The organism is Phaeobacter gallaeciensis (genome assembly GCF_001678945.1).
GTDB lineage: Bacteria > Pseudomonadota > Alphaproteobacteria > Rhodobacterales > Rhodobacteraceae > Phycobacter > Phycobacter gallaeciensis_A.
This window is the reverse complement of record NZ_CP015124.1, coordinates 1711318-1730298: the sequence shown is the minus strand read 5'-3', so window position 1 is coordinate 1730298 and position 18981 is coordinate 1711318. Positions and strand designations below refer to the sequence as shown.

General features: G+C 60.5%; 20 protein-coding genes. 3 read left to right on the top strand and 17 right to left on the bottom strand.

Features of this window, described 5'->3' with window-relative positions; translation table 11 throughout:
• Window position 1: 1 nt before the first annotated feature.
• The 4 genes from JL2886_RS08360 to dctP all read right to left on the bottom strand — a co-directional run bounded on the left by JL2886_RS08360 (window position 2) and on the right by dctP (window position 4176).
• Window positions 2-1258 (bottom strand): malonyl-CoA decarboxylase, encoded by a 1257-nt coding sequence (locus JL2886_RS08360; protein WP_065271589.1) that lies wholly within the window; start codon window positions 1256-1258, stop codon window positions 2-4.
• A complete protein-coding gene (locus JL2886_RS08355; RefSeq protein WP_065271588.1) occupies window positions 1255-2571 on the bottom strand; it encodes a TRAP transporter large permease in 1317 nt (438 codons plus the stop codon). The genes JL2886_RS08360 and JL2886_RS08355 overlap by 4 nt, the downstream gene beginning before the upstream one ends.
• A gap of 3 nt (window positions 2572-2574) precedes the next feature.
• Complete coding sequence (locus JL2886_RS08350; RefSeq protein WP_065271587.1) at window positions 2575-3120, bottom strand: TRAP transporter small permease; 546 nt, start codon at window positions 3118-3120, stop codon at window positions 2575-2577.
• A gap of 69 nt (window positions 3121-3189) precedes the next feature.
• A complete protein-coding gene (gene dctP / locus JL2886_RS08345; protein WP_065271586.1) occupies window positions 3190-4176 on the bottom strand; it encodes a TRAP transporter substrate-binding protein DctP in 987 nt (328 codons plus the stop codon).
• Between the two features lie 136 nt (window positions 4177-4312).
• Here dctP and JL2886_RS08340 point away from each other — a divergent pair, with 136 nt between their 5' ends.
• Entirely contained in the window at window positions 4313-4969 is a 657-nt protein-coding gene (locus tag JL2886_RS08340) for a GntR family transcriptional regulator (RefSeq protein ID WP_065271585.1), read from the top strand.
• Window positions 4970-4985: 16 nt separating this feature from the next.
• Here JL2886_RS08340 and speB read toward each other — a convergent pair whose 3' ends face one another.
• From speB to hmgA, 9 genes are all read right to left on the bottom strand, one after another.
• Window positions 4986-5942 (bottom strand): agmatinase, encoded by a 957-nt coding sequence (gene speB / locus JL2886_RS08335; protein WP_065271584.1) that lies wholly within the window; start codon window positions 5940-5942, stop codon window positions 4986-4988.
• Window positions 5943-5994: 52 nt separating this feature from the next.
• Window positions 5995-6636, bottom strand: a complete 642-nt coding sequence (maiA, locus tag JL2886_RS08330) for a maleylacetoacetate isomerase (protein WP_065271583.1) — start codon at window positions 6634-6636, stop codon at window positions 5995-5997.
• Between the two features lie 81 nt (window positions 6637-6717).
• A complete protein-coding gene (locus JL2886_RS08325; protein WP_065271582.1) occupies window positions 6718-7260 on the bottom strand; it encodes a VOC family protein in 543 nt (180 codons plus the stop codon).
• Entirely contained in the window at window positions 7257-7469 is a 213-nt protein-coding gene (locus JL2886_RS08320) for a DUF2783 domain-containing protein (protein WP_065271581.1), read from the bottom strand. Before JL2886_RS08320 ends, JL2886_RS08325 begins: the two co-directional genes overlap by 4 nt.
• Before the next feature lie 5 nt (window positions 7470-7474).
• Window positions 7475-9088, bottom strand: coding sequence for an FAD-dependent oxidoreductase (locus JL2886_RS08315; RefSeq protein WP_065271580.1), 1614 nt, complete (start codon window positions 9086-9088; stop codon window positions 7475-7477).
• Window positions 9089-9290: 202 nt separating this feature from the next.
• A complete protein-coding gene (locus JL2886_RS08310; RefSeq protein ID WP_065271579.1) occupies window positions 9291-10241 on the bottom strand; it encodes an MBL fold metallo-hydrolase in 951 nt (316 codons plus the stop codon).
• 4 nt (window positions 10242-10245) lie between these two features.
• Window positions 10246-10602 carry a VOC family protein gene (locus tag JL2886_RS08305; RefSeq protein WP_065271578.1) on the bottom strand — a complete coding sequence of 119 codons (357 nt, stop codon included), beginning with the start codon at window positions 10600-10602 and terminating at the stop codon, window positions 10246-10248.
• A gap of 3 nt (window positions 10603-10605) precedes the next feature.
• A complete protein-coding gene (fahA, locus tag JL2886_RS08300; protein ID WP_065273599.1) occupies window positions 10606-11862 on the bottom strand; it encodes a fumarylacetoacetase in 1257 nt (418 codons plus the stop codon).
• A gap of 68 nt (window positions 11863-11930) precedes the next feature.
• A complete protein-coding gene (gene hmgA, locus JL2886_RS08295) occupies window positions 11931-13286 on the bottom strand; it encodes a homogentisate 1,2-dioxygenase (RefSeq protein WP_065271577.1) in 1356 nt (451 codons plus the stop codon).
• A 71-nt stretch (window positions 13287-13357) separates the two neighbouring features.
• Here hmgA and JL2886_RS08290 point away from each other — a divergent pair, with 71 nt between their 5' ends.
• Both JL2886_RS08290 and JL2886_RS08285 read left to right on the top strand, forming a co-directional pair.
• The gene (locus JL2886_RS08290) at window positions 13358-13798 is read left to right on the top strand and encodes a MarR family winged helix-turn-helix transcriptional regulator (RefSeq protein ID WP_065273598.1); all 441 of its coding nucleotides are present in this window, start codon (window positions 13358-13360) and stop codon (window positions 13796-13798) included.
• A gap of 89 nt (window positions 13799-13887) precedes the next feature.
• Window positions 13888-15114 carry an adenylate/guanylate cyclase domain-containing protein gene (locus JL2886_RS08285; protein WP_065271576.1) on the top strand — a complete coding sequence of 409 codons (1227 nt, stop codon included), beginning with the start codon at window positions 13888-13890 and terminating at the stop codon, window positions 15112-15114.
• A 42-nt stretch (window positions 15115-15156) separates the two neighbouring features.
• On the opposite strand, the gene JL2886_RS08280 is transcribed toward JL2886_RS08285, so the two are convergent.
• The 4 genes from JL2886_RS08280 to rplS form a co-directional block, all read right to left on the bottom strand.
• The gene (locus tag JL2886_RS08280; RefSeq protein WP_065271575.1) at window positions 15157-15966 is read right to left on the bottom strand and encodes a division plane positioning ATPase MipZ; all 810 of its coding nucleotides are present in this window, start codon (window positions 15964-15966) and stop codon (window positions 15157-15159) included.
• Between the two features lie 193 nt (window positions 15967-16159).
• Window positions 16160-17878 carry a tetratricopeptide repeat-containing sulfotransferase family protein gene (locus JL2886_RS08275; RefSeq protein ID WP_082996039.1) on the bottom strand — a complete coding sequence of 573 codons (1719 nt, stop codon included), beginning with the start codon at window positions 17876-17878 and terminating at the stop codon, window positions 16160-16162.
• Window positions 17879-18067: 189 nt separating this feature from the next.
• Window positions 18068-18289 carry a 50S ribosomal protein L31 gene (gene rpmE / locus JL2886_RS08270; protein ID WP_065271573.1) on the bottom strand — a complete coding sequence of 74 codons (222 nt, stop codon included), beginning with the start codon at window positions 18287-18289 and terminating at the stop codon, window positions 18068-18070.
• 11 nt (window positions 18290-18300) lie between these two features.
• On the bottom strand, window positions 18301-18672 hold the full coding sequence (gene rplS, locus JL2886_RS08265) for a 50S ribosomal protein L19 (protein ID WP_065273597.1): 372 nt from the start codon (window positions 18670-18672) through the stop codon (window positions 18301-18303).
• Window positions 18673-18981 lie beyond the last annotated feature (309 nt).

The window sequence follows — 18981 nt, the reverse complement described above, 5'->3', positions numbered from 1 at the left end:
GCTAACTTTCTTCTGTTTTTTGCAGCTTTGATGCGGCGGCGAGGGCGCGCACCTCTGCCGTTGCGGCCACCTTTTGGGTGGTGGCGAATTGTTCGTGGTTCTGGGCAACTTTCTTCAGGTCATACAGGTAGTTGACCATCGCGCCGCCGGACTGGGCACGCCCCTTGTCCGAGGTATCCGCATCGGCGTGCACCGCATGGACAATGGCGCCGTTGCCCAGATGAAACCGTGCGACGGGATCAAAGGGCAGGCCACCGCGCCCTTTGGCGTTAAGCAGATAATGGGCGGCGTCCGATTTCATCCGGTCCGCATCGGTTGGATCCCAATCAAAACCTTCCTTTTCGATCCAGCCCGCAAGCCCCGGAATGGGGGAGAGGGTAACAAAGGTTTTGAGCCCCGCCAGTTCCGCCGCCAGATCAGCAGCCACCTGTTTGATCAGGGAGTTGCCAAAGGAAATACTGGCCAGCCCCGACTGGCAGTTGGAGATCGAGTAAAAAACCGCCGTATCAGCTTCGTCCGCCGTCATGGGGGTGCGATCCTCGGCCAAAAGCGCCTGAATGGATCCCGGTGTGCCCTTGGTCAGCGCCACCTCGACAAAGATCAGCGGCTCATCCGGCATCGCAGGGTGGAAAAAGGCAAAACAGCGCCGGTCCGCCGGTTGCAGCCTGCGGCGCAGATCGTCCCAGCTGTGAATGGCGTGCACGGCCTCGTAGGCGATGATCTTCTCCAGAATGTTCGCCGGGCTTTGCCAGTTGATCGGGCGCAGCACCAGAAAGCCTCGGTTAAACCAGGAGGCAAAGAGATGCCGGAAATCCTGATCCAGTGCTTCAAGTTCGGGAATGCCCCGCCCAAGGCGCAACAGATCCGCGCGCATCCGCACCAGCGCACCGGTGGCGCCCGGCACCCGGTTCAGGCGGCGGATCAACTCCTGCCGCCTGGGTTCGACCGCAGCCATGAAGGCGCGGTAGGTCGCCTTTGACGGGCTTTGCTCATAGGCATCCAACCCGCTGCGCACCGCCTCGGGGTCGATGTTCAGCTTGGTGGCGATATGGGTGAAGAACGCCAGTTTGTCCGCGTCCTCCAGTTGCTCGAACCCCGAAATCACCTCGCGCGCCAGCATCAGCTCAGACGTCTCGCCTGCCGATCCAACCAGATCTTCGGCCAGTTCGGCGATGGGCCGGTTGTCCTGTCCCGCCGCGCCCGACCAGCGGTAGCGGCGTTCAAAGACGGTGGAAAGAAGATCTGCGAGAAGGGTCACATTGCACCTCCCATCACAAGGTTGGGCAGCCACGTCGCCAGACCGGGGAACAGGCACAGAAGTACGATGGCCAGCACCATGCAGGCCACGAAGGGCAGCGAGCCGGTGAGGATGGTCTTCAGCGAAATGTCCGGCGCGATGCCGTTGATGACGTAAAGGTTCAGACCCACCGGCGGAGAGATCAGCCCGATCTCCATGTTGATGGTCAGCACCACGGCAAACCAGATCGGGTCGAAACCTGCGGTGGTGATGATCGGCAGCAGGATCGGTGCCGCCATCAGGATCACCGCGACGGGCGGCAGGAAGAATCCCGCGATCAGCAGGAAGACGTTGACCGCCCCCATCAGCACCCAGCGGTTCACATCCAGCGTACCGATCCATTCGGCAATCGACTGGGTGATGAAGAGCGAGCTGAGCATGTAGGAGAACACCCCGGCGGCGGCGATGATGAAGAGGATCATCACCGATTCCTTGGTGCTGTCGCGCAGCACCACCCACAAATCGCGCGGGTTCCACAGCTTGTAGATCACCATCGCTATCAGCAGGCACAACAGCGCTCCGACGGCGGCGGTTTCCGAAGGCGTCGCGATGCCGCCATACATGGCATATAGAACGCCAAGGATGATCAGCAGGAAGGGCACCACGCGGGGCAGGATCTCGAACCGTTCGGCCCAGGTATAGCTGCCCGAGCCAAGACGCTCGGTGTCGCCCGAGCGCCAGGTTGAATAGAGCGACCAGGCCATGAACAGACCCACCAGCATGAGACCTGGAATGACACCGGCCAGGAACAGCCGCCCGATCGAGGTTTCGGTGGCAATGCCATAGACGATCATGGTGACCGAGGGCGGGATCAGGATGCCAAGAGTGCCGCCCGCCGCGATGGAGCCTGCGGCCACGCCTTCGGGGTAGCCGCGTTTGCGCATCTCGGGGATGCCCATCTTGCCGATGGCGGCGCAGGTCGCAGGCGAGGATCCCGACATGGCAGCAAACAGCGCGCAGGCACCAAGGTTCGAAATCACCAGCCCGCCGGGAATGCGGGTCAGCCAGCGTTCCAGCGCCTCATAAAGATCCGCTCCAGCCCGGGTCGAGGCGATGGAGGACCCCATGATGATGAACATCGGGATCGACAACAGGGCGAAATTATCCAGTTTCCCGAACAGGATTTCCGGCATCAGCTCAAGGCTGCGCATCCCGTCAAAGATCATCAAGAAACCGGCCGAAACGATTAGCAGCCCCAGGGCGACCGAGACGCCGGAAAACAGCACGAGGATTGTGGAAAGGGCAACAATGCCCCCAAGAACAAGTGGGTCCATAAGTCAGAGATCCAGGCCAAAGGGTTTGTCGGCGCCGGTCAGAAGCGCCACGAAGTCAGCAATCAGTTGCAGCAGGAACAAGGCAAACCCGACGGGAATGGCCAGATAGGGGATCCACAGGCGCACGCCCCATACGGTGTCCGAGCGCCAGCCGCGATCCCAGGCGAAATGCCAGTACTCGAACCCGTACCACAGCATTATCGCCATGATGCTGATCGACAGGAGTGAGGTCAGAACCGCCAGTCCAAACCGCGCGCGCGGCGGCAACGAAATCGGGATCAGATCGACGTTCACATGGCCGCGCAGCCGCTGCACATAGGGTAGGCCGATCAGGGTTGCCGAGATGACCAGATAGATCACCGCCTCGGTCTGCCAGACAGTGGATCCGTTCAGCACAAACCGGATCACGATCATCTGGCAGGTAATCGCAACCGCTGCCATGATCATGGCAGCCGCGCACCAGCCGGCAAGTGTGGACAGGCCCGCAACGGCCCGCAGGAACGGATTGTTCCCGGTTTTTGCGATCGTGGCCGCACTTTGTCCTGCCATTCCCGCCTCCTGAAGTTCTGAGATATTCAAAAAAGGCGGGGCAGCTTCAGGCCGCCCCGCCGGGTGTTATCACTCGACTGCGAGCGCCAGATCGAGAAGCGCCTGACCGTCCGAAACCTCATCCACAAATTTCTTGTAGGAGGTTTCCATGGCCAGCTTGCGCCATGCGTCGAAGTCATCGGCGCTCATCTGGGCGATTTCCACACCGGCGTCGGCAAAGACCTTGGCCGAGGCGGCGTCCTGTTTCTTGGCTTCTTCCAGGTAATAGGCTTCGGCCTTTTCGGCAGCGGCCAGCAGCGCGTTTTGCTGTGCTTCGCTCAGACCCTCAAAGGTGCTCTTGTTCATCAACAGAGGCTGATACATGAACCACAGGGCTACGTCGCCCGCCGGGGTGTAGCAGCTGACCTGTTCGTAGATCCGGTAGGACACGAAGGACGATGACGAGGTATTAGCAGCCTGCAGAACGCCGGTTTGCATGGCGTTGTAGATTTCCGAGGACGCCATCGAGGCGATGGAGGCACCGGCCCCAGCCAACATCTGTTCGAAGGCTTTGCCGGCCGCGCGGGTCTGCAGTCCTTCGATGTCGGAGGGTTTGGTGATGCACTTGTCCTTGCCTGCGAAACCGCCGGCCAGATAGCCGTGCACCAGAACCATCACGTCGTCGTCGGCCATCTTGGCCTCAAGCGCTTCCATGAAGGGCGAGTTGCTGAGCCGCGCGGCGTGGTCGTGGTTCTTCACCAGGCCGGGCATCAGCGTCAGGTTATAGGCGGGCTGCTGGCCGCCAGCATAGCTGAGCGGTAGAACGGTCATGTCCAGCTGGCCGCGGCTGAGCGGTTTATACTGCTCGCGCGGTTTGAACAGCGATTTGGAGCCGAAGATCTTGATGTCCAGATCGACATCGGCGGCGGCCACCTCATCGGCGACGATCTGCGCGACCTTGTGGCGGATGTCCTTGTTCGACCACTGGTGCGACAGGCGCAGTTCGGTGGCATTGGCCAGCGCGGCCGACGACAAGAGCGCCGCGGCAGCGACCGCAGCTTTCAGCATGGTTTTCATTTTTTCCTCCCAGAAATTCCAACCTTTGATGGCTGGAGATGCCCGAACGTAAACATCAGGTGTTTTTCAAGTCAATATTTTTGTATACAAGAATAGTCATGTTGAATTTTCAAAACCGGAGTGCTACTGACAATCCATGGGGCAACGTCGTGCAGATAGTATCGCTGAAGAGCTGGAAGAGCTGATCTTTGACGGCACATTTGCGGATGGCGACCGCTTGGACGAGGTGCGCCTGGCCGAACAGTTCGGCGTTTCACGCACGCCGCTTCGTGAGGCATTTCAGCGGCTTGCGCTCTCTGGTCTGGTACAGCTGATCCCGCGACGCGGCGCCTTTGTACGTCAGCCCGGCCCGGTCGAACTGATGGAAATGTTCGAAGTCATGGCCGAGCTGGAAGCGGTCTGTGGACGGCTGGCGGCCAAGCGGATTTCGGATCAGGCGCTGGATGAGTTGAACGATGCCAATGCTAAATGCCAGGCAGCGGTCGATGCACAGGATTCGGATGCCTATTACGTGGAGAACGAGCGTTTCCACCGCATCCTCTACCGCGAATCCGGCAATGGGTTTCTGGAGCAGGAAGCCTGCAAGTTGCACAAACGCCTGAAGCCCTTTCGCCGCCAGCAGCTGCGGTTTCGCGGGCGTCTGGCGCAGTCCATGGATGAACACAAGGCCGTGGTGCAGGCGCTGGTCCGGGGCGACGGCGAAGCCGCTGCCAACGCCCTACGCGATCACGTCGCGGTGCAGGGCGAGAAGTTCCACACTCTGATGGCCAGCCTCAAAAGCGCCGCAGAATAAAGCCGCCGAAGCAGGTTCAATCGCGGTGGTGCAGGATGCGCCCGATGGTGTTCATCAGCAGTTGCGCCGCCAAAATGGATGTGCAGCCGGTGGTATCGTAATCCGGCGCCACCTCCACCAGATCAAGCCCGACGATATCGCCCCGCTGCGCCAGCGCGTCGATGATCTCCAACACCTCGTAATAGAGAAACCCGCCGTGGCTGGGAGTGCCGGTGCCCGGTGCGATTGAGGGGTCGAAGGCGTCGATATCTACCGTCAGATAATAGCGCTCTCCTTGCGGGATGCGGTTGATCAGCGCCTCGGTGCCCATCTTGCGCACATGGCGGACCGACTGGATGTCCGACCCCATTGAGCGGGCGGCATCATAGCCGTCCTTGGCGGTGGAGGAGACGTTGCGGATGCCGATCTGGGTCAGCCCGGTGACATAGGGTTTTTCAGCGGCGCGGCGCATCGGGTTGCCATGGCCATAGCGTACCCCGTGACGCTCGTCGACGAAATCGAGATGCGCGTCGATCTGCACCACGTGGATCGGCTCCTGATCGTCAAAGGCGTTGATGCAGGGGATATTCACCGAGTGATCGCCGCCCAGCACCACCGGCAGGGCACCGGCCTTCAGGATCTTACGCACGCCGTATTCGATATTGGCGTGGCTCTGCAGGGTATCGGTATGGATGATATCCGCATCGCCAATGTCTACGATGGTCACCTTGGCCGGGTCCAGATAGGTGATGTCATCCTCGAAATCATAGGCGCCCGCATGACCAAAGCTGAACAGGGTCGAGGCTTCGCGGATGGCGCGCGGCCCCATGCGTGCACCCGACCGCCACTGGGCACCGAAATCGAACGGCGCCCCCAGAACGGCCGCATCCGCATCGATGGCGTCCCAGTCTTCCACGTAAGGGTATTTGCCAAAGGTGCAGATGCCGACGAAAGGCAGGTTCAGCCGCCCGCTGTCATATCCGTGTTTGCTCATGCTGCGCTCCCCATTGTCGTTGCCGACAGTAAGGGGAAGCGGCGCGCCGGGGTCAAGCGGTGGGTTGCACCGCGTCCGGGTGGGCGGCAGCAAAGGCTGGATGCTGGGCGCAGGCTTCCTCGACCGCCAAAAGGCGTGGCATGTCCGAGATATCCGCTTCCCAGCGGCGGGCATTGTAGACCTGCGGCATCAGGCAGATATCAGCCAGCCCCGGCGCATCACCAGTGCAATAGGGGGCCTGTTCAAACCCCGACAGCAGCGCCTCGAACGCCTGCAATCCGGGGCGGATGAAATGCTGCATCCAGGCCTTGGGCATATCCTCGCGTCCGCCGCTGAGCTGCGTGGCATGGCGGGCAACGGCGAGGTTGCAGACCGGGTGCAGGTCCACCGCGATGGATTGCGCCAGCGCCAGCGCCTTGGCACGCTCTGCCGGGGCATTGGGGAGGAGGTTCAACTCGCGGGTCTGGTCCAGATAATCCAGGATTGCCAAGGATTGCGTCAGCCGCAGCCCGTCGATCTCCAGCACCGGCACAAAGCCCTGCGGGTTGCGCGCCAGATGTTCGGGGCTGCGTTGCTCTCCCTTTACCAGATCGACAGGGATGGACTGGTATTCGATCCCGGCAAGGTTCAGCGCGATGCGCAGCCGGTAGCTGGCCGACGACCGCCAGTAATCAAAAAGCACCACATCCGTCATCAGTCTCTCCCTCTTGTGCCTGCCTGATATGAAACCGCACCCGGGATCCCCGGATGCGGTCTTTGTGTTTCGGTCTGTTGTTCAGACGTTACTCAGTTCCTTGGCGTGCAGCCAGTCTGCGTGTTTGGGCGCCTTCTTGGTCTTTGACCATTCCTCCAGCATCTCCCATTTCACGGCGTCCAGTTTTTCCAGCAGCGCCTCTTCCTTGGGATCTGGGCAGGCCAGTTCCACCCGGTGGCCGTTCGGGTCGAAGAAATAGATCGAGTGGAAGATCGAATGATCCGTCACACCCAGCACCTCGACACCGTTGGTTTCAAGATGGTCCTTGAATTCGATCAGCGTGTCGCGGTCCTTCACCTTGAAGGCGATGTGCTGCACCCATTCCGGCGTGTTGGGGTCACGGCCCATTTCCGGCTTGGTCGGCAATTCGAAAAAGGCCAGGACATTGCCGTCGCCCGCATCCATGAAGACATGCATGTAAGGGTCGGGTTCATGGGTTGACGGGACGTGATCCTCGGCTATGGCCAGGACAAAGTCCATCTTCAGCATCTTGTTGTACCACTCCACCGTTTCCTTGGCGTCCTTGCACCGATAGGCGACGTGGTGGATTTTCTCGATTTTCACTTGCTCTCCTCCGAAGGCTGAAGCGCGGCGGCAGCCAACGCCTGTTTCAGGATCGCGCGTTTCCCAATGTGGTTGGACAGGACCAGCACCAGCCGCGCATTGAGCGCGTCGCTGTCGGCCTTGGAAAGGCCCTCGTGTGCGGCCAGAAGATCGGCGTAGAAATCGTCGGCGCCGTCGATGTTCGGGGTCAGGATCAGTTGGTCGGACATCCGTGTTACTCCTTGCCCACGGCGCGGCGGATGGCGGCGCGGAACTGGTTGTCGTCATAGGAGGGGCGGCGGGCGGCCACGTGCTGATCCGGGCGGATCAGGTAAACGCCGCTGGCATTGTCGCCGAGGTAACGTTCCTTCAGGGCGAGGGTGCGGTCGTCCTTGACCGACAGCGCCAGCCGGGTGACTTCGATACCGTCTTCCTCGATCATGTCGGGGGCCTCGGCGTCGATGGTCAGCAGAGTGAACTTGTCCGCCAGTTTCGGCAGCAGGAACTCACCACCAAGCGGCGCATCGGGGCAGGGCGATCCGGGACGGGTGCGCTCCGGCCCATTGGGCAGCGCATCGGCGGAATTCAGGTGCGATCCGTCATACGTACAAGGCACCGACAGGCGGCCCGAGTTCACCAGCGGGCGGGCGAATTCGAAATGTTCGCTGAGGTCCAGAACCGCATCGCGCAGCACGCGGGACATTTCCGACTTCGGGGTAATGAAATCGGTGGAGCGGCTGGAGTTCAGGATATTCTCATCGGCGCCATAGACCCGTTCCTGATCGTAGCTGTCGAGCAGGCTTTCGGGGGCCTTGCCCTCCATCACCAGTTTCAGTTTCCAGCACAGGTTATCGGTGTCCTGCAGACCCGAGTTCGCACCGCGCGCCCCAAAGGGAGAGACCTGATGCGCTGCATCGCCCGCAAACAACACGCGGCCATGGCGGAAGTTCTCCATGCGGCGGCACTGGAAGGTGTAGATCGACACCCATTCCAGTTCGAATTTCACATCCTCGCCCAGCATTTCCTTGAGGCGGGGAATGACGTTCTCGGGGCGTTTCTCGCGCTCCTTGTCGATGTCCCAGCCCAGCTGCAGGTCGATGCGCCAGACGCCATCAGGCTGTTTGTGCAACAGCGCCGACTGGCCCTTGTTGAAGGGCGGGTCGAACCAGAACCAGCGTTCGGTGGGGAAGTCGGCCTCCATGATCACATCGGCGATCAGGAAGTTGTCCTCGAACACGCGGCCCACGAAATCGAGCCCCAGCATTTGCCGGGTTGGAGAGCCGGCGCCATCGCAGGCGATCAGCCAGTCTGCCTCGATATTGTAAGACCCTTCGGGCGTATCGATTTCCAGCGTCACGTGATCGGGGTGGGTGCCGATGGCAGAGACTTTGTTGCGGCCGCGGATCTCGATCGGGGCGCCTTCCGCTTGCAGCTCCTTGACCCGGTTCACCAGGTATTCTTCGAAGTAATACTGTTGCAAGTTGATGAAGGCCGGGCGCTGGTGGCCCTCTTCGGGCAGCAGGTTGAAGTCATAGACCTGACGATCATCGAAGAAGACCTTGCCGATGTTCCACTGCACGCCCTTGTCCACCATCGGCTGACCGCAGCCCAGGCGGTCAAGGATCTCCAGCGGGCGCTTGGCGAAACAGATCGCGCGCGAGCCGAAGCTGACCTTGTCGTTATCATCCAGGATCACCGCCTCGATGCCCTGCTGGGCCAGGTCGATGGCGGCGGCAAGGCCGACCGGGCCTGCGCCAATGATCACCACCTTGCGCCGCACCGGCGCCGGGGCGTCCTGATCCGCATGGCGTTCATACGGGTACAGGGGCACTTCAAAGATCTTGTTCATCTGGTGTCCTCCCAAAGGGTGCCGCTTGGCACAGCTTCTCCGGTTCCCGGCCATGGGGTTGGCCGGGAGGCTGTTGTCATCGTCTCATGTCTTTGTGCGGGGCGGTACGATCTGGATCAAACCGCCCCACAGGTTGGATGGAACCCGGGGCTCCGCCCGTTCGCGACCCAATCGCTCCACTGGAGCGATTGCGGAACGCCGCTCACCCCTGCAGGGCGTCCCACATTTCCAGATCGCGCTGGGCGGTCCAGATGCGGGGGGTGTCGATACCGCGGGCCTCGTCATAGGCGCGGGCAACGTTGAAGGGCAGGCAGTGTTCGTAGATCGCGTAGTCTTTGAACTTGGGATCGCACTCTTCGCGCACCGCGTCCCAGGCCTCTTTCAGGGTGCCGTTGCGGGCAGCCACGCGGGCGGCGGGGCGATAGGTGCTTTCGACGAAGTCGCGGGTGTTCTCGATGGCCGCGTTGACCATTTCCTTGCCGACCAGCGCATCCCCGCGACCCGGCGCGATGGCGTCGACGTCAAAGGATTTGATCGCATCCAGCGTATCACCCCAGTCGCTGAAGTGACCGTCGCCGCAATAGCAGGCTGAGTGGTATTCCACGATATCGCCAGTGAACATGACGTTCTGATCCGGCACGTGGATCACGATGTCGCCTGCGGTATGGGCGCGGCCCAGGTGCATCAGGTCGACGCGGCGGTTGCCCAGATAGACGGTCATGTCTTCCGAGAATGTGGTGGTGGGATAGGTCAGGCCCGGGATGCTTTCGTGACCTTCGAATAGGCGCGGGAATCGCTGGAATTCGCTGTCCCAGTCTTCCTGTCCGCGTTCAACGACCATGGCGCGGGCAGCATCGCCCATGATGATCTGCTGCGCACCAAAGGCGGAGGCGCCCAGAACCCGCACCGCGTGATAGTGGGTCAGCGCGACATGGGTGATCGGCTTGTCCGTCACTGAACGCACGCATTCGATCACCTTGTTCGCCAGACGCGGGGTGGCCTGCGCCTCGACGATCATCACCGAGTCATCGCCGATGATCACGCCCGAGTTTGGATCGCCCTCGGCGGTGAAGGCATAAAGGCCCTCGCCCACTTCGGTGAAGCTGATCTTCTTTTCCGTCATGTCGCCTTGCGACGCGAATGCCTTTGCCATGTGTTTAGTCCTTTTGCAGAAACTCAAGCCGGTTGCCGAATGGATCTTCGGCGAAGAACCGGCGTCGGCTTTCTATGGTGTCATCCCAGCGCGGTGATTGGCCGGTGGCCGTGATCCGCGCAGCAATGGTGTCTATGTCGTCTACGGCAAAGCCCGGATGAGCTTTGCGCGCAGGGGTGAACCCCTCTTCCACGCCCAGATGCAGTTCGGATCCGGCCAGAGACAGCCACAGGCCGCCGCGCACTTTCAGCGCCTCCGGCTTTTCGATCTCGGCCAGACCAAGGCCCTCACACCAAAAGGCGCGGGCCTTGGCCTCTCCATCCTTGGGGATGGCAATCTGGATATGATCGAGGGCGATCACGGTCTAGCGCTTATAGGGATCGTCCAGCGCGGGCAGGATCTTGCCCGCACATTCGCCGAACCCGATGGTGTAGCCATCCCCCTTGGCCGCGCCTTTCAGCGTCAGCGTGTCGCCATCGACGATAAAGGAGCGTTCCTCGCCGGTTTCCAGCGTGACCGGCTCCTTGCCGCCCCAGCTGAGTTCCAGAAGCGAGCCGCGGCTTTCCTTGGTCTCGCCCGAGATGGTGCCGGAACCTAGCAGGTCACCCGCGTTCATCGGGCAGCCCGAGGTGGTGTGATGGGCCAGCTGCTGCGCGGCGGAATAGTACATTTCCTTGTAGTTGGTGCGCACGATGGTGCTGGCGTCCTTGCCCTCTGGCGCCATGGTCACCTCCAGATCGATGTCATAGAGCATCGGTCCGCAGTCCTTGAGGTGATCGAGGAGCTCAACTTCGCGCGCGGGCGTGTCGCAGCGGAAAGGCTCCAGCGCCGCCTTGGTCACGATCCAGGGGCTGACGGTGGTGGCGGTTGCCTTGGCCTGAAACGGGCCAAGCGGCTGGTATTCCCAGGCCTGGATATCGCGCGCCGACCAGTCGTTCAGCAGCACGTAGCCAAAGATATTGTCGTCCGCTTCCTGCACCGTGATCGGACCTTCGGAGGGGACGCCGACGATGGCACCCATTTCCAGCTCGATGTCGAAACGCGCGCAGGGCGCCCAGCGGGGGGCGTCGTCATTCGGGCCTTTCAGCTGGCCCCAGGGGCGGCGCACATCGGTGCCGGACACCACGACCGAGGAGGCGCGGCCATTATAGCCGATCGGGATGTGCAGCCAGTTCGGCGGCAGCGCGTTTTCCGGGCCGCGGAACATGGTGCCGACGTTCATGGCGTGATGTTTGCCGGCGTAAAAGTCGGTGTATTCGCTGACCATGAAGGGCATATGCATCTGCGCCTCGGCCTGCGGCACCAACAGCGGTTCGACTTTGGCCTGCTCGGCGGCGCCTTCGGACAGGAGCGCGGTCAGACGGTTGCGCAGGGCGGTCCAGACGGCCGGACCTTCTTCCATCAGGTCGTTCCAGAAGGGGACCTCGAACAGGGCGTAATCGGTCAGGTCGACGAGGCCAGCCTCTTCGGCGGCCTGCATATCAAGGATCATGTCGCCGATGGCGACGCCGCAGCGCGGGTCTTCGTCACCGACGGAGAAGACGCCGTAGGGCAGGTTGTTCAGCGGAAAGGGCGTGTCGGCGGAATTGGCCGAGGCGACCCAGGATTTCAAAAGGGGCATGGTGTCTCCCAAAACGTTATGTGCAGGCGCCGGGATCACCCTGGCGCAAAACGGCTGTGGCTACAGGCTTACTTCAGGCCCGGCGTGCCGTCGAATTTCTTTTCGATGTCGGACCAGCAGTCGATGTAATCGTCCTGCAGCGGCGCCTCCTTGGCGGCGAATTCGGTCAGGTGCTGCGGGAAGCGGGTTTCGAACATGAATGACATGGTGTTCTCCAGCTTCTCCGGGCCGAGGTTCGAGTTCGACGCGCCCTCAAAGGCATTCTTGTCCGGCCCATGCGGCAGCATCATGTTATGGAGGCTCATACCGCCGGGGATGAAACCCTGCGGCTTGGCATCATACTGGCCGTAGATGTTGCCCATCAGCTCGGACATGATGTTCTTGTGATACCACGGCGGGCGGAAGGTGTTCTCGGCCACCATCCAGCGTTCGCGGAACAGCACGAAATCGATATTGGCGGTGCCCGGCTGGCCCGAGGGCGCGGTGAGCACGGTGAAGATCGAGGGATCCGGGTGATCGAACAGGATGGCGCCGACCGGGCAATAGGTGCGCAGGTCGTATTTCACTGGCGCATAGTTGCCGTGCCAGGCGACCACGTCCAGCGGCGAATGGCCGATCTTGGTCTCGTGGAACTGGCCGCACCATTTGATGGTCACGGTCGAGGGCACCTCGCGGTCCTCATAGGCGGCCACGGGTGCCTTGAAGTCGCGCGGGTTGGCCATGCAGTTGGCGCCGATCGGGCCACGGCCCGGCAGTTCGAACTTCTGACCGTAGTTTTCGCATACAAAACCGCGTGCGGGGCCTTCCAGAACCTCGACCCGATACAGCAGGCCGCGCGGCAGGATGGCGATTTCCTTCGGCTCCAGATCGATGATGCCCAGTTCGGTGCAGAAGCGCAGACGGCCCTCTTGCGGGACGACCAAGAGCTCACTGTCGGCCGAGAAGAAATAGCTGTCTTTCATCGATTCTGTGACCAGATAGACATGGCTGGCCATGCCGACCTGCGTATTCACATCGCCTGCGGTGGTCATGGTGCGCATGCCGGTCAGCCAGGTCAGCGGCTCGCCGCTGTGGGCCACTGGATCCCAGCGATACTGACCGAGCGAGGTCACATCGGGATCGACACAGGGCGCGGATTTCCAATAGGGCAGGTCGATTTTTTCATAGCGGTGCGAGTGCTTCACCGAAGGGCGGATGCGGTAGCACCAGGTGCGCTCGACGCGCTCGGCGGTGAAAGCGGTGCCGCTCAGCTGCTCACCATAAAGGCCGTAATTGCATTTCTGCGGGCTGTTCATGCCCTGGGGCAGGGCGCCGGGCAGAGCCTCGGTTTCATAGTCGTTGCCAAAGCCGGGCATATAGCCCTCGTGCGGGCCAGCAAGCGAAGGGGCCTGGATCATCTCATGGGGATTTGTGGGTCGATTCATGGCGCGTTCCTCCTTTTCCGCTTGCCGGGGTAATAGTTGATTTTGTAACTAACAAGGGTATGGAGGGGCAAATGACCGAAAAAGATGATTTCGCTTTGCAGGATTTCCTGCCGTTCCTTCTGAACCGTGCGGCCGAGGAAAGCTCGCTTGCCTTTCAGTCCTATTACAAGAACCGTTATGGGATGCTGCGCAACGAATGGCGGGTACTGTTCCACCTTGGCACCTATGGCACCATGACGGCCAAGGAGATCGGTCAGCGCGCCAAGATCCACAAGACCAAGATCAGCCGCGCGGTGGCCAAGCTAACTGAGCGCCGCTTCATCACCCGCAACAGGGATACGGCGGACCGGCGGTCAGAGCACCTGAAGCTGACCCCGGCGGGGGAGGCGGCTTATCGCGACCTGCGCGGGCAGGCGGCAAGCTATGACAAGCAGTTGGCGGCCCGGTTCAGCCCAGAAGAGGAACAGACCCTGCGGCGCATGTTGCGTCAACTGGCTGGAATCGAGGAATAGACATTCGGGCTTCGGCACCCCAGATACTGCCGGACACAGAGAGTGCCGGATACTGGCAAAACACCCGCGCAAACCGAGGACCCTTTCCCGTGGATCAGACAGACAGCCGAGCCCCCGCCCTGATCTCCTGGCTGACCGAGCAAGGGCTGCGCAGCCATGAGCGCGAAGGTTTCCTGCAGGCGTTTTGCGAGCAGATGGTCGCCCTCGGCATGCCCCTGTGGCGGTTTCATCTGGCGCAACGCGCCTTTCACCCGCAGTTCGGCGGGATCGGGTTCAGCTGGACCCGCACTGGTGGGATGTCTCAGGAACGCTACGAGCACCGGCAGGCGCCGCGCGATGCCTGGCTGCAAAGCCCGCTGTTCCATCTTCTGGCTGAGGATCTGGAGGAATTCCGCTCGGATCTGAATGATCAGCATGTCATCCGTTTCCCAATGCTGGGGGATCTGCGGGCGCAGGGCGTGACCGACTATTTCGCCTTTGGCCTGCGTTTTTCCGACGAAAAGGTCCCGCTGGATCCCAGCCGGCCGTCCGAAGGGGTGTTGATTTCCCTGAGCAGCGATCACCCGGACGGTTTCAGCGAACGCGATTTGTCCTTGCTGCGCAGTATCGCGCCGCATCTGGGTCTGGCGCTGAAGTCGATGTCAAACCAGCAGATGGCCAAGGATCTGTTGCAGGTCTATCTGGGGCGCGATGCCGGGCGGCGAGTGCTGTCTGGCGAAATCCAGCGCGGGTCGTCGGACCGGATCAACGCGGTCATCTGCCTGTTCGATCTCAAAGGCTTTACCAGCCTCGCCGAGCAGGTGCCGGGCCCCGAGGTGATCGACATGCTGAACGATTATTTCGGCATTGCCGTGACCGTGATCCAGTCCCACGGGGGCAATATCCTGAAGTTCATGGGCGATGGGATGCTGACGATGTTCAACCTCGGCTCGCTCAGCAAGGACGCCAAGGCGGCTTTGGATGCGGCGAGTGAGCTGCGTCAGAAGATCCGCCTGCGCAATATCGAGCGGGCCGAGGCAGGACTGCCTGCGCCGGGGTTCACCCTGGCGCTGCACGCCGGGGACATTCTTTATGGCAATATCGGTTCGGAAAACCGGCTGGATTTCACCGTGATCGGGCCGATCGTCAACCAGACGGCGCGGATTTCCGGCTTGCACCACTCGGTCGGGCAAAGCGTGATCCTGTCACAGGAGGTGCAGCGCGCCGGGGCAGAGGCGGGGCACGATCTGGTGTCTCTCGGCCGCTACATGCTGCGCAGCGTGGCCGAGCCGATCGAGTTGTTCACCATCTACGAGACGCTGAATCAGCCTCGGTAAGGACTGATCCGGCGCCAAAGAGGGGAGCGAGCCGGGCAGGACTCAGATATTGATCTCGACACCGGGCAGGTTCAGCTCTTTCATCATGTCCCGTAGCTCTTGCCGGGCGGCGATGTTGGAGATGTTCAGCTGTTTGACGCCCACGTCCTTGAGATCCAGCAAGGTCAGGCCGCGCGGGAAGAGCTCGCGGAAAATCACCCGCTCGGAAAAGCCCGGCGCAACGCGAAAGCCGATCCGTTTGGACAGCATGTTGATGGCGCGCTCCATCTTTTCCTTATTGACCATGCGCTGGGTGCCGACGCGATTGCGGATCACAATCCAGTCGATGGGTTTCAGCCCGGCCTGCGCCCGCAACTGGCGCGCATTCCAGACCATTTCCGAATAGACCGACGGGCCGGTGATCTTGTCGCCCTTGTCATCGGTATGGGCCAGCAGGTCGAAATCGACGAAACTGTCGTTCAGCGGCGTGATCAGCGTATCGGCCAGCGAATGCGCCACCTGGCTCAGCCGGGTGTGCGAGCCGGGACAGTCGATCAGAATGAAATCATTGTCCGGCTCAAGGCTGGAGACTGCAGCGGACAGGCGGTGATCATAGATATTTTCGCCCGGTTGCAGGCTGTCGGGGTCAATGTCCGGCAATTCGTGCAGATCCACTATGGGCAATTCCAGCCCGGCCTGTGTCATGAAGGCCTTGCGGTTCTCCAGATACCGACCAAGCGAGCGTTGCCGCAGATCCAGATCCAGCGCCGCCACCTTGTGCCCCAGCCGTGCCAGAGCGGTTGCCACATGCATGGAGACGGTGGATTTCCCCGCACCGCCCTTTTCGTTGCCGACGACAATGATATGCGCCATTCAATGATCCCTTTGGTTCCCCGCGCCGCGGGAGCGATTTTGTGCGGACTATAGACAGTGCCCGAATCAATGAAAAGCGTTGAACTACCCCAATTAGAGCCTGATTTTTGCCGCATCAGGCGGGGGCAGCAGTGCAGCTGATGCACTGCCGCAGGATGCCATGTGTTAATTGGAACACTTCGTTCCGGCGCTGCTACAGCCCCAATTGGTTCAACTGCTCGAATGCTGACGCGAGACGTGCCTCGTGGGGCAGCCAGTCCGGGGTCGAGCGATGATAGATCGGCTGTCGCGCCTGCTGCAACGATGCCGTTTGAATGGCGCTCTCACGGTTTTCTGGATGCAGGCAGTCATCGGACCATTCCAGCCCGCAGAAATCCACCAATGGCCGGATGTGCTCTTCGGGATCTTTCGTGAGCGCGTGATAGTCCAGTTGATGGATCTGGTCCGGAAACAGCCGCATCCAGTGTTGCATCAGGTCCCGCGTTAGAGCCTGATATTGGGCAATGTCGCTGAGATCATAGCTGAACCCATTGCCACTACCCGCCATGCAAACCTGATAAAGAGACCAGAGCTGATCGCGGGGCATGCGCGTGGTGTAGACGATCCGCGCCTCGGGGAAAGCTGCCAGAAGGCCGCCGACCCAACGAAAGTTGAGCGGCATCTTGTCGATTACAACAGGTGCGCCATTGGCGTGACCCTGCATGGCCTGCCCAACTGCGTCTCGCAGGGCCTGTGCGTCGGCTTGTGTGAATTTCGTTTGCTTCTTTGTTGCCATCTGCTGCATCAGCTTGGACATGGCAGTTGTGGAATACTGCAATTCGCCAGCGCCTGTCACACCTTCGCAGCCGCATAGGATGCGTTCCGTTACCGTTGTGCCTGAGCGCGGCAGCCCGACGATGAAAATTGGCCGAAAGCCGAGCTCAGATGTGGCAACCGGTGCCGGTTCAGCAAAGGTATGCTTCAGGTACGCAAATATGCCTTCGTCCTTCTCGATCGAATATCTGATCGTTTGCTTCTTGAGGCTGTTGCCCTGTTCCAGATGCTCAAATGCGGCGTCGTACTGCCTGGTATCATTCAGAGCTTTGTAGAGCGCAAAACGCAGTTCGCTTTCTGCGCTGGGCTGCAGGTCGCCCTCGTTGAGGAGTTGTTGCATGTCTCTCAGGTGGGGATGATCCTTGTCATAGGTGATCACCAGGGACATGTTGCGGTGCACGGGCGTCAGCCGGGGATTTAGGTCCAGAGCGTTCTGGAAATGCTGCTTTGCGGTGTCATTTTTGTTTTCGGATAATGCAATGAGGCCAAGCTGATATTGGGCTTCTCCACCAGCTGGTGAGGTCGGGGTCACCGAATTATAGCAGGCCTTCGCCTCTGTCAGACGGTTAAGGCGGCGTAGTGATAGGCCCAGTACGTTGAGTAATTCATCGGTAACCGGATTGTTCTCGATAAGAGCTGAGATGATATGCACGGCTTCCGCATAGTGGCCTTGTTCGTTCAGGGACATGGCCAGTGCTCTGCTCGCCGCCGGGTTTTTCGGATCTAGGACGACGGCCTTGCTCAGGTGTTCGGTTGCGAGATCGAGGTAATTGAGTTGAAGAAGTATAGCGCCGATATTGAAATGCCCGATGGCGGGATTGCCTCCAGCCTCCAGGCTGCGTTTGAAGAAATCCAGAGCGCCTGACAGGTCGCCTTGGGCCTTCAGGCACGCGCCCTGCAAGTCCAGCAATGGGACCAAGTCGGGGGAGCGTTTCGCCAGAGCTTGTGCTGTGGACAGGGCGTCTGAGATTCTGCCTTCTCGGAAAAGAGTAACAGCCGCAGTGACTTCCGATTGGCTCACGGGGGTTCCATGCCCTCGATTCTCCGCCAAAGCCTCGGGGAGGTTTTTGATGCGGGAAGGGCTGGCTTGGGAGAGCATTGGCTGCGGCCTTTCGTTTCAGTGTATCCACGATTTCGAAAAACTGTGCCTCAAAAAGCTTGTCAATTTGAAAAGATTTTACAATTTTTGCTCGGGCTATGCATGGCCTCTATCTAATTTGTGCTTGCGCCAAAATAAAAAAAACCGCCCCGAATGGAGCGGTTTTCGTTTCGAAACCGATAGTTGGTCTTAGAAGCCCAGACCTTCGTATTTCTTTTTGAACTTGGACACGCGGCCACCGGCGTCCATCAGGCGGGTCGAACCGCCGGTCCATGCGGGGTGCACGGAGGGGTCGATGTCCAGCGACAGCTGGTCGCCTTCTTTGCCCCAGGTGGAACGCATCTTGATGATGGTGCCATCGGTCATTTTGACGTCGATGAAGTGGTAGTCGGGATGGGTGTCGGCTTTCATGATACCACTCCTTACGCTTTAGCTTTGTAGTTTGCGTCTTCAGCGATACGGGCGGATTTGCCGCGACGCGAACGCAGGTAGTACAGCTTGGAACGACGCACGCGGCCACGGCGTACGACGGTGATGCTGTCGATGTTGGTCGAATGCAGCGGGAACACACGCTCCACGCCTTCGCCAAACGAAATCTTGCGGACGGTGAAGGAACCGGCGATGCCAGAACCGTTCTTACGGCTGATGCAGACGCCTTCATAGTTCTGAACACGGCTACGCGAGCCTTCGGTCACTTTGTAGCCGACGCGGATGGTGTCACCGGCTTTGAAATCGGGGATCTCTTTCCCCAGGGCGGCAACTTGTTCCGCCTCCAGCTGTGCGATCAGGTCCATCTGATCTTCTCCTATTTTGCTCGTGGTTGTTCCACGAAGTTTTGCGCGGATATGAGAGCTCTTGGTCTTCACCGGGTCCCGCTTGTGCAGCCCGCCAGAGATCACACCGATCGTTCCTGAGTGCCGATCCGCGCCCTGTCAGATGACCGAAGAAAGTCAGGCAGGATATGCGCACATAGGCAGAACGCCCGGAACCGAATCCGGTACCAGACGAGCGGCTTTTAGGCCTGTGGCGCCAATGTTTCAAGGGAATTGTGCCGTAACCCCACTTCTTCGCAACGCTTTTGTTTTGCTCGCCGGGGCTTATGG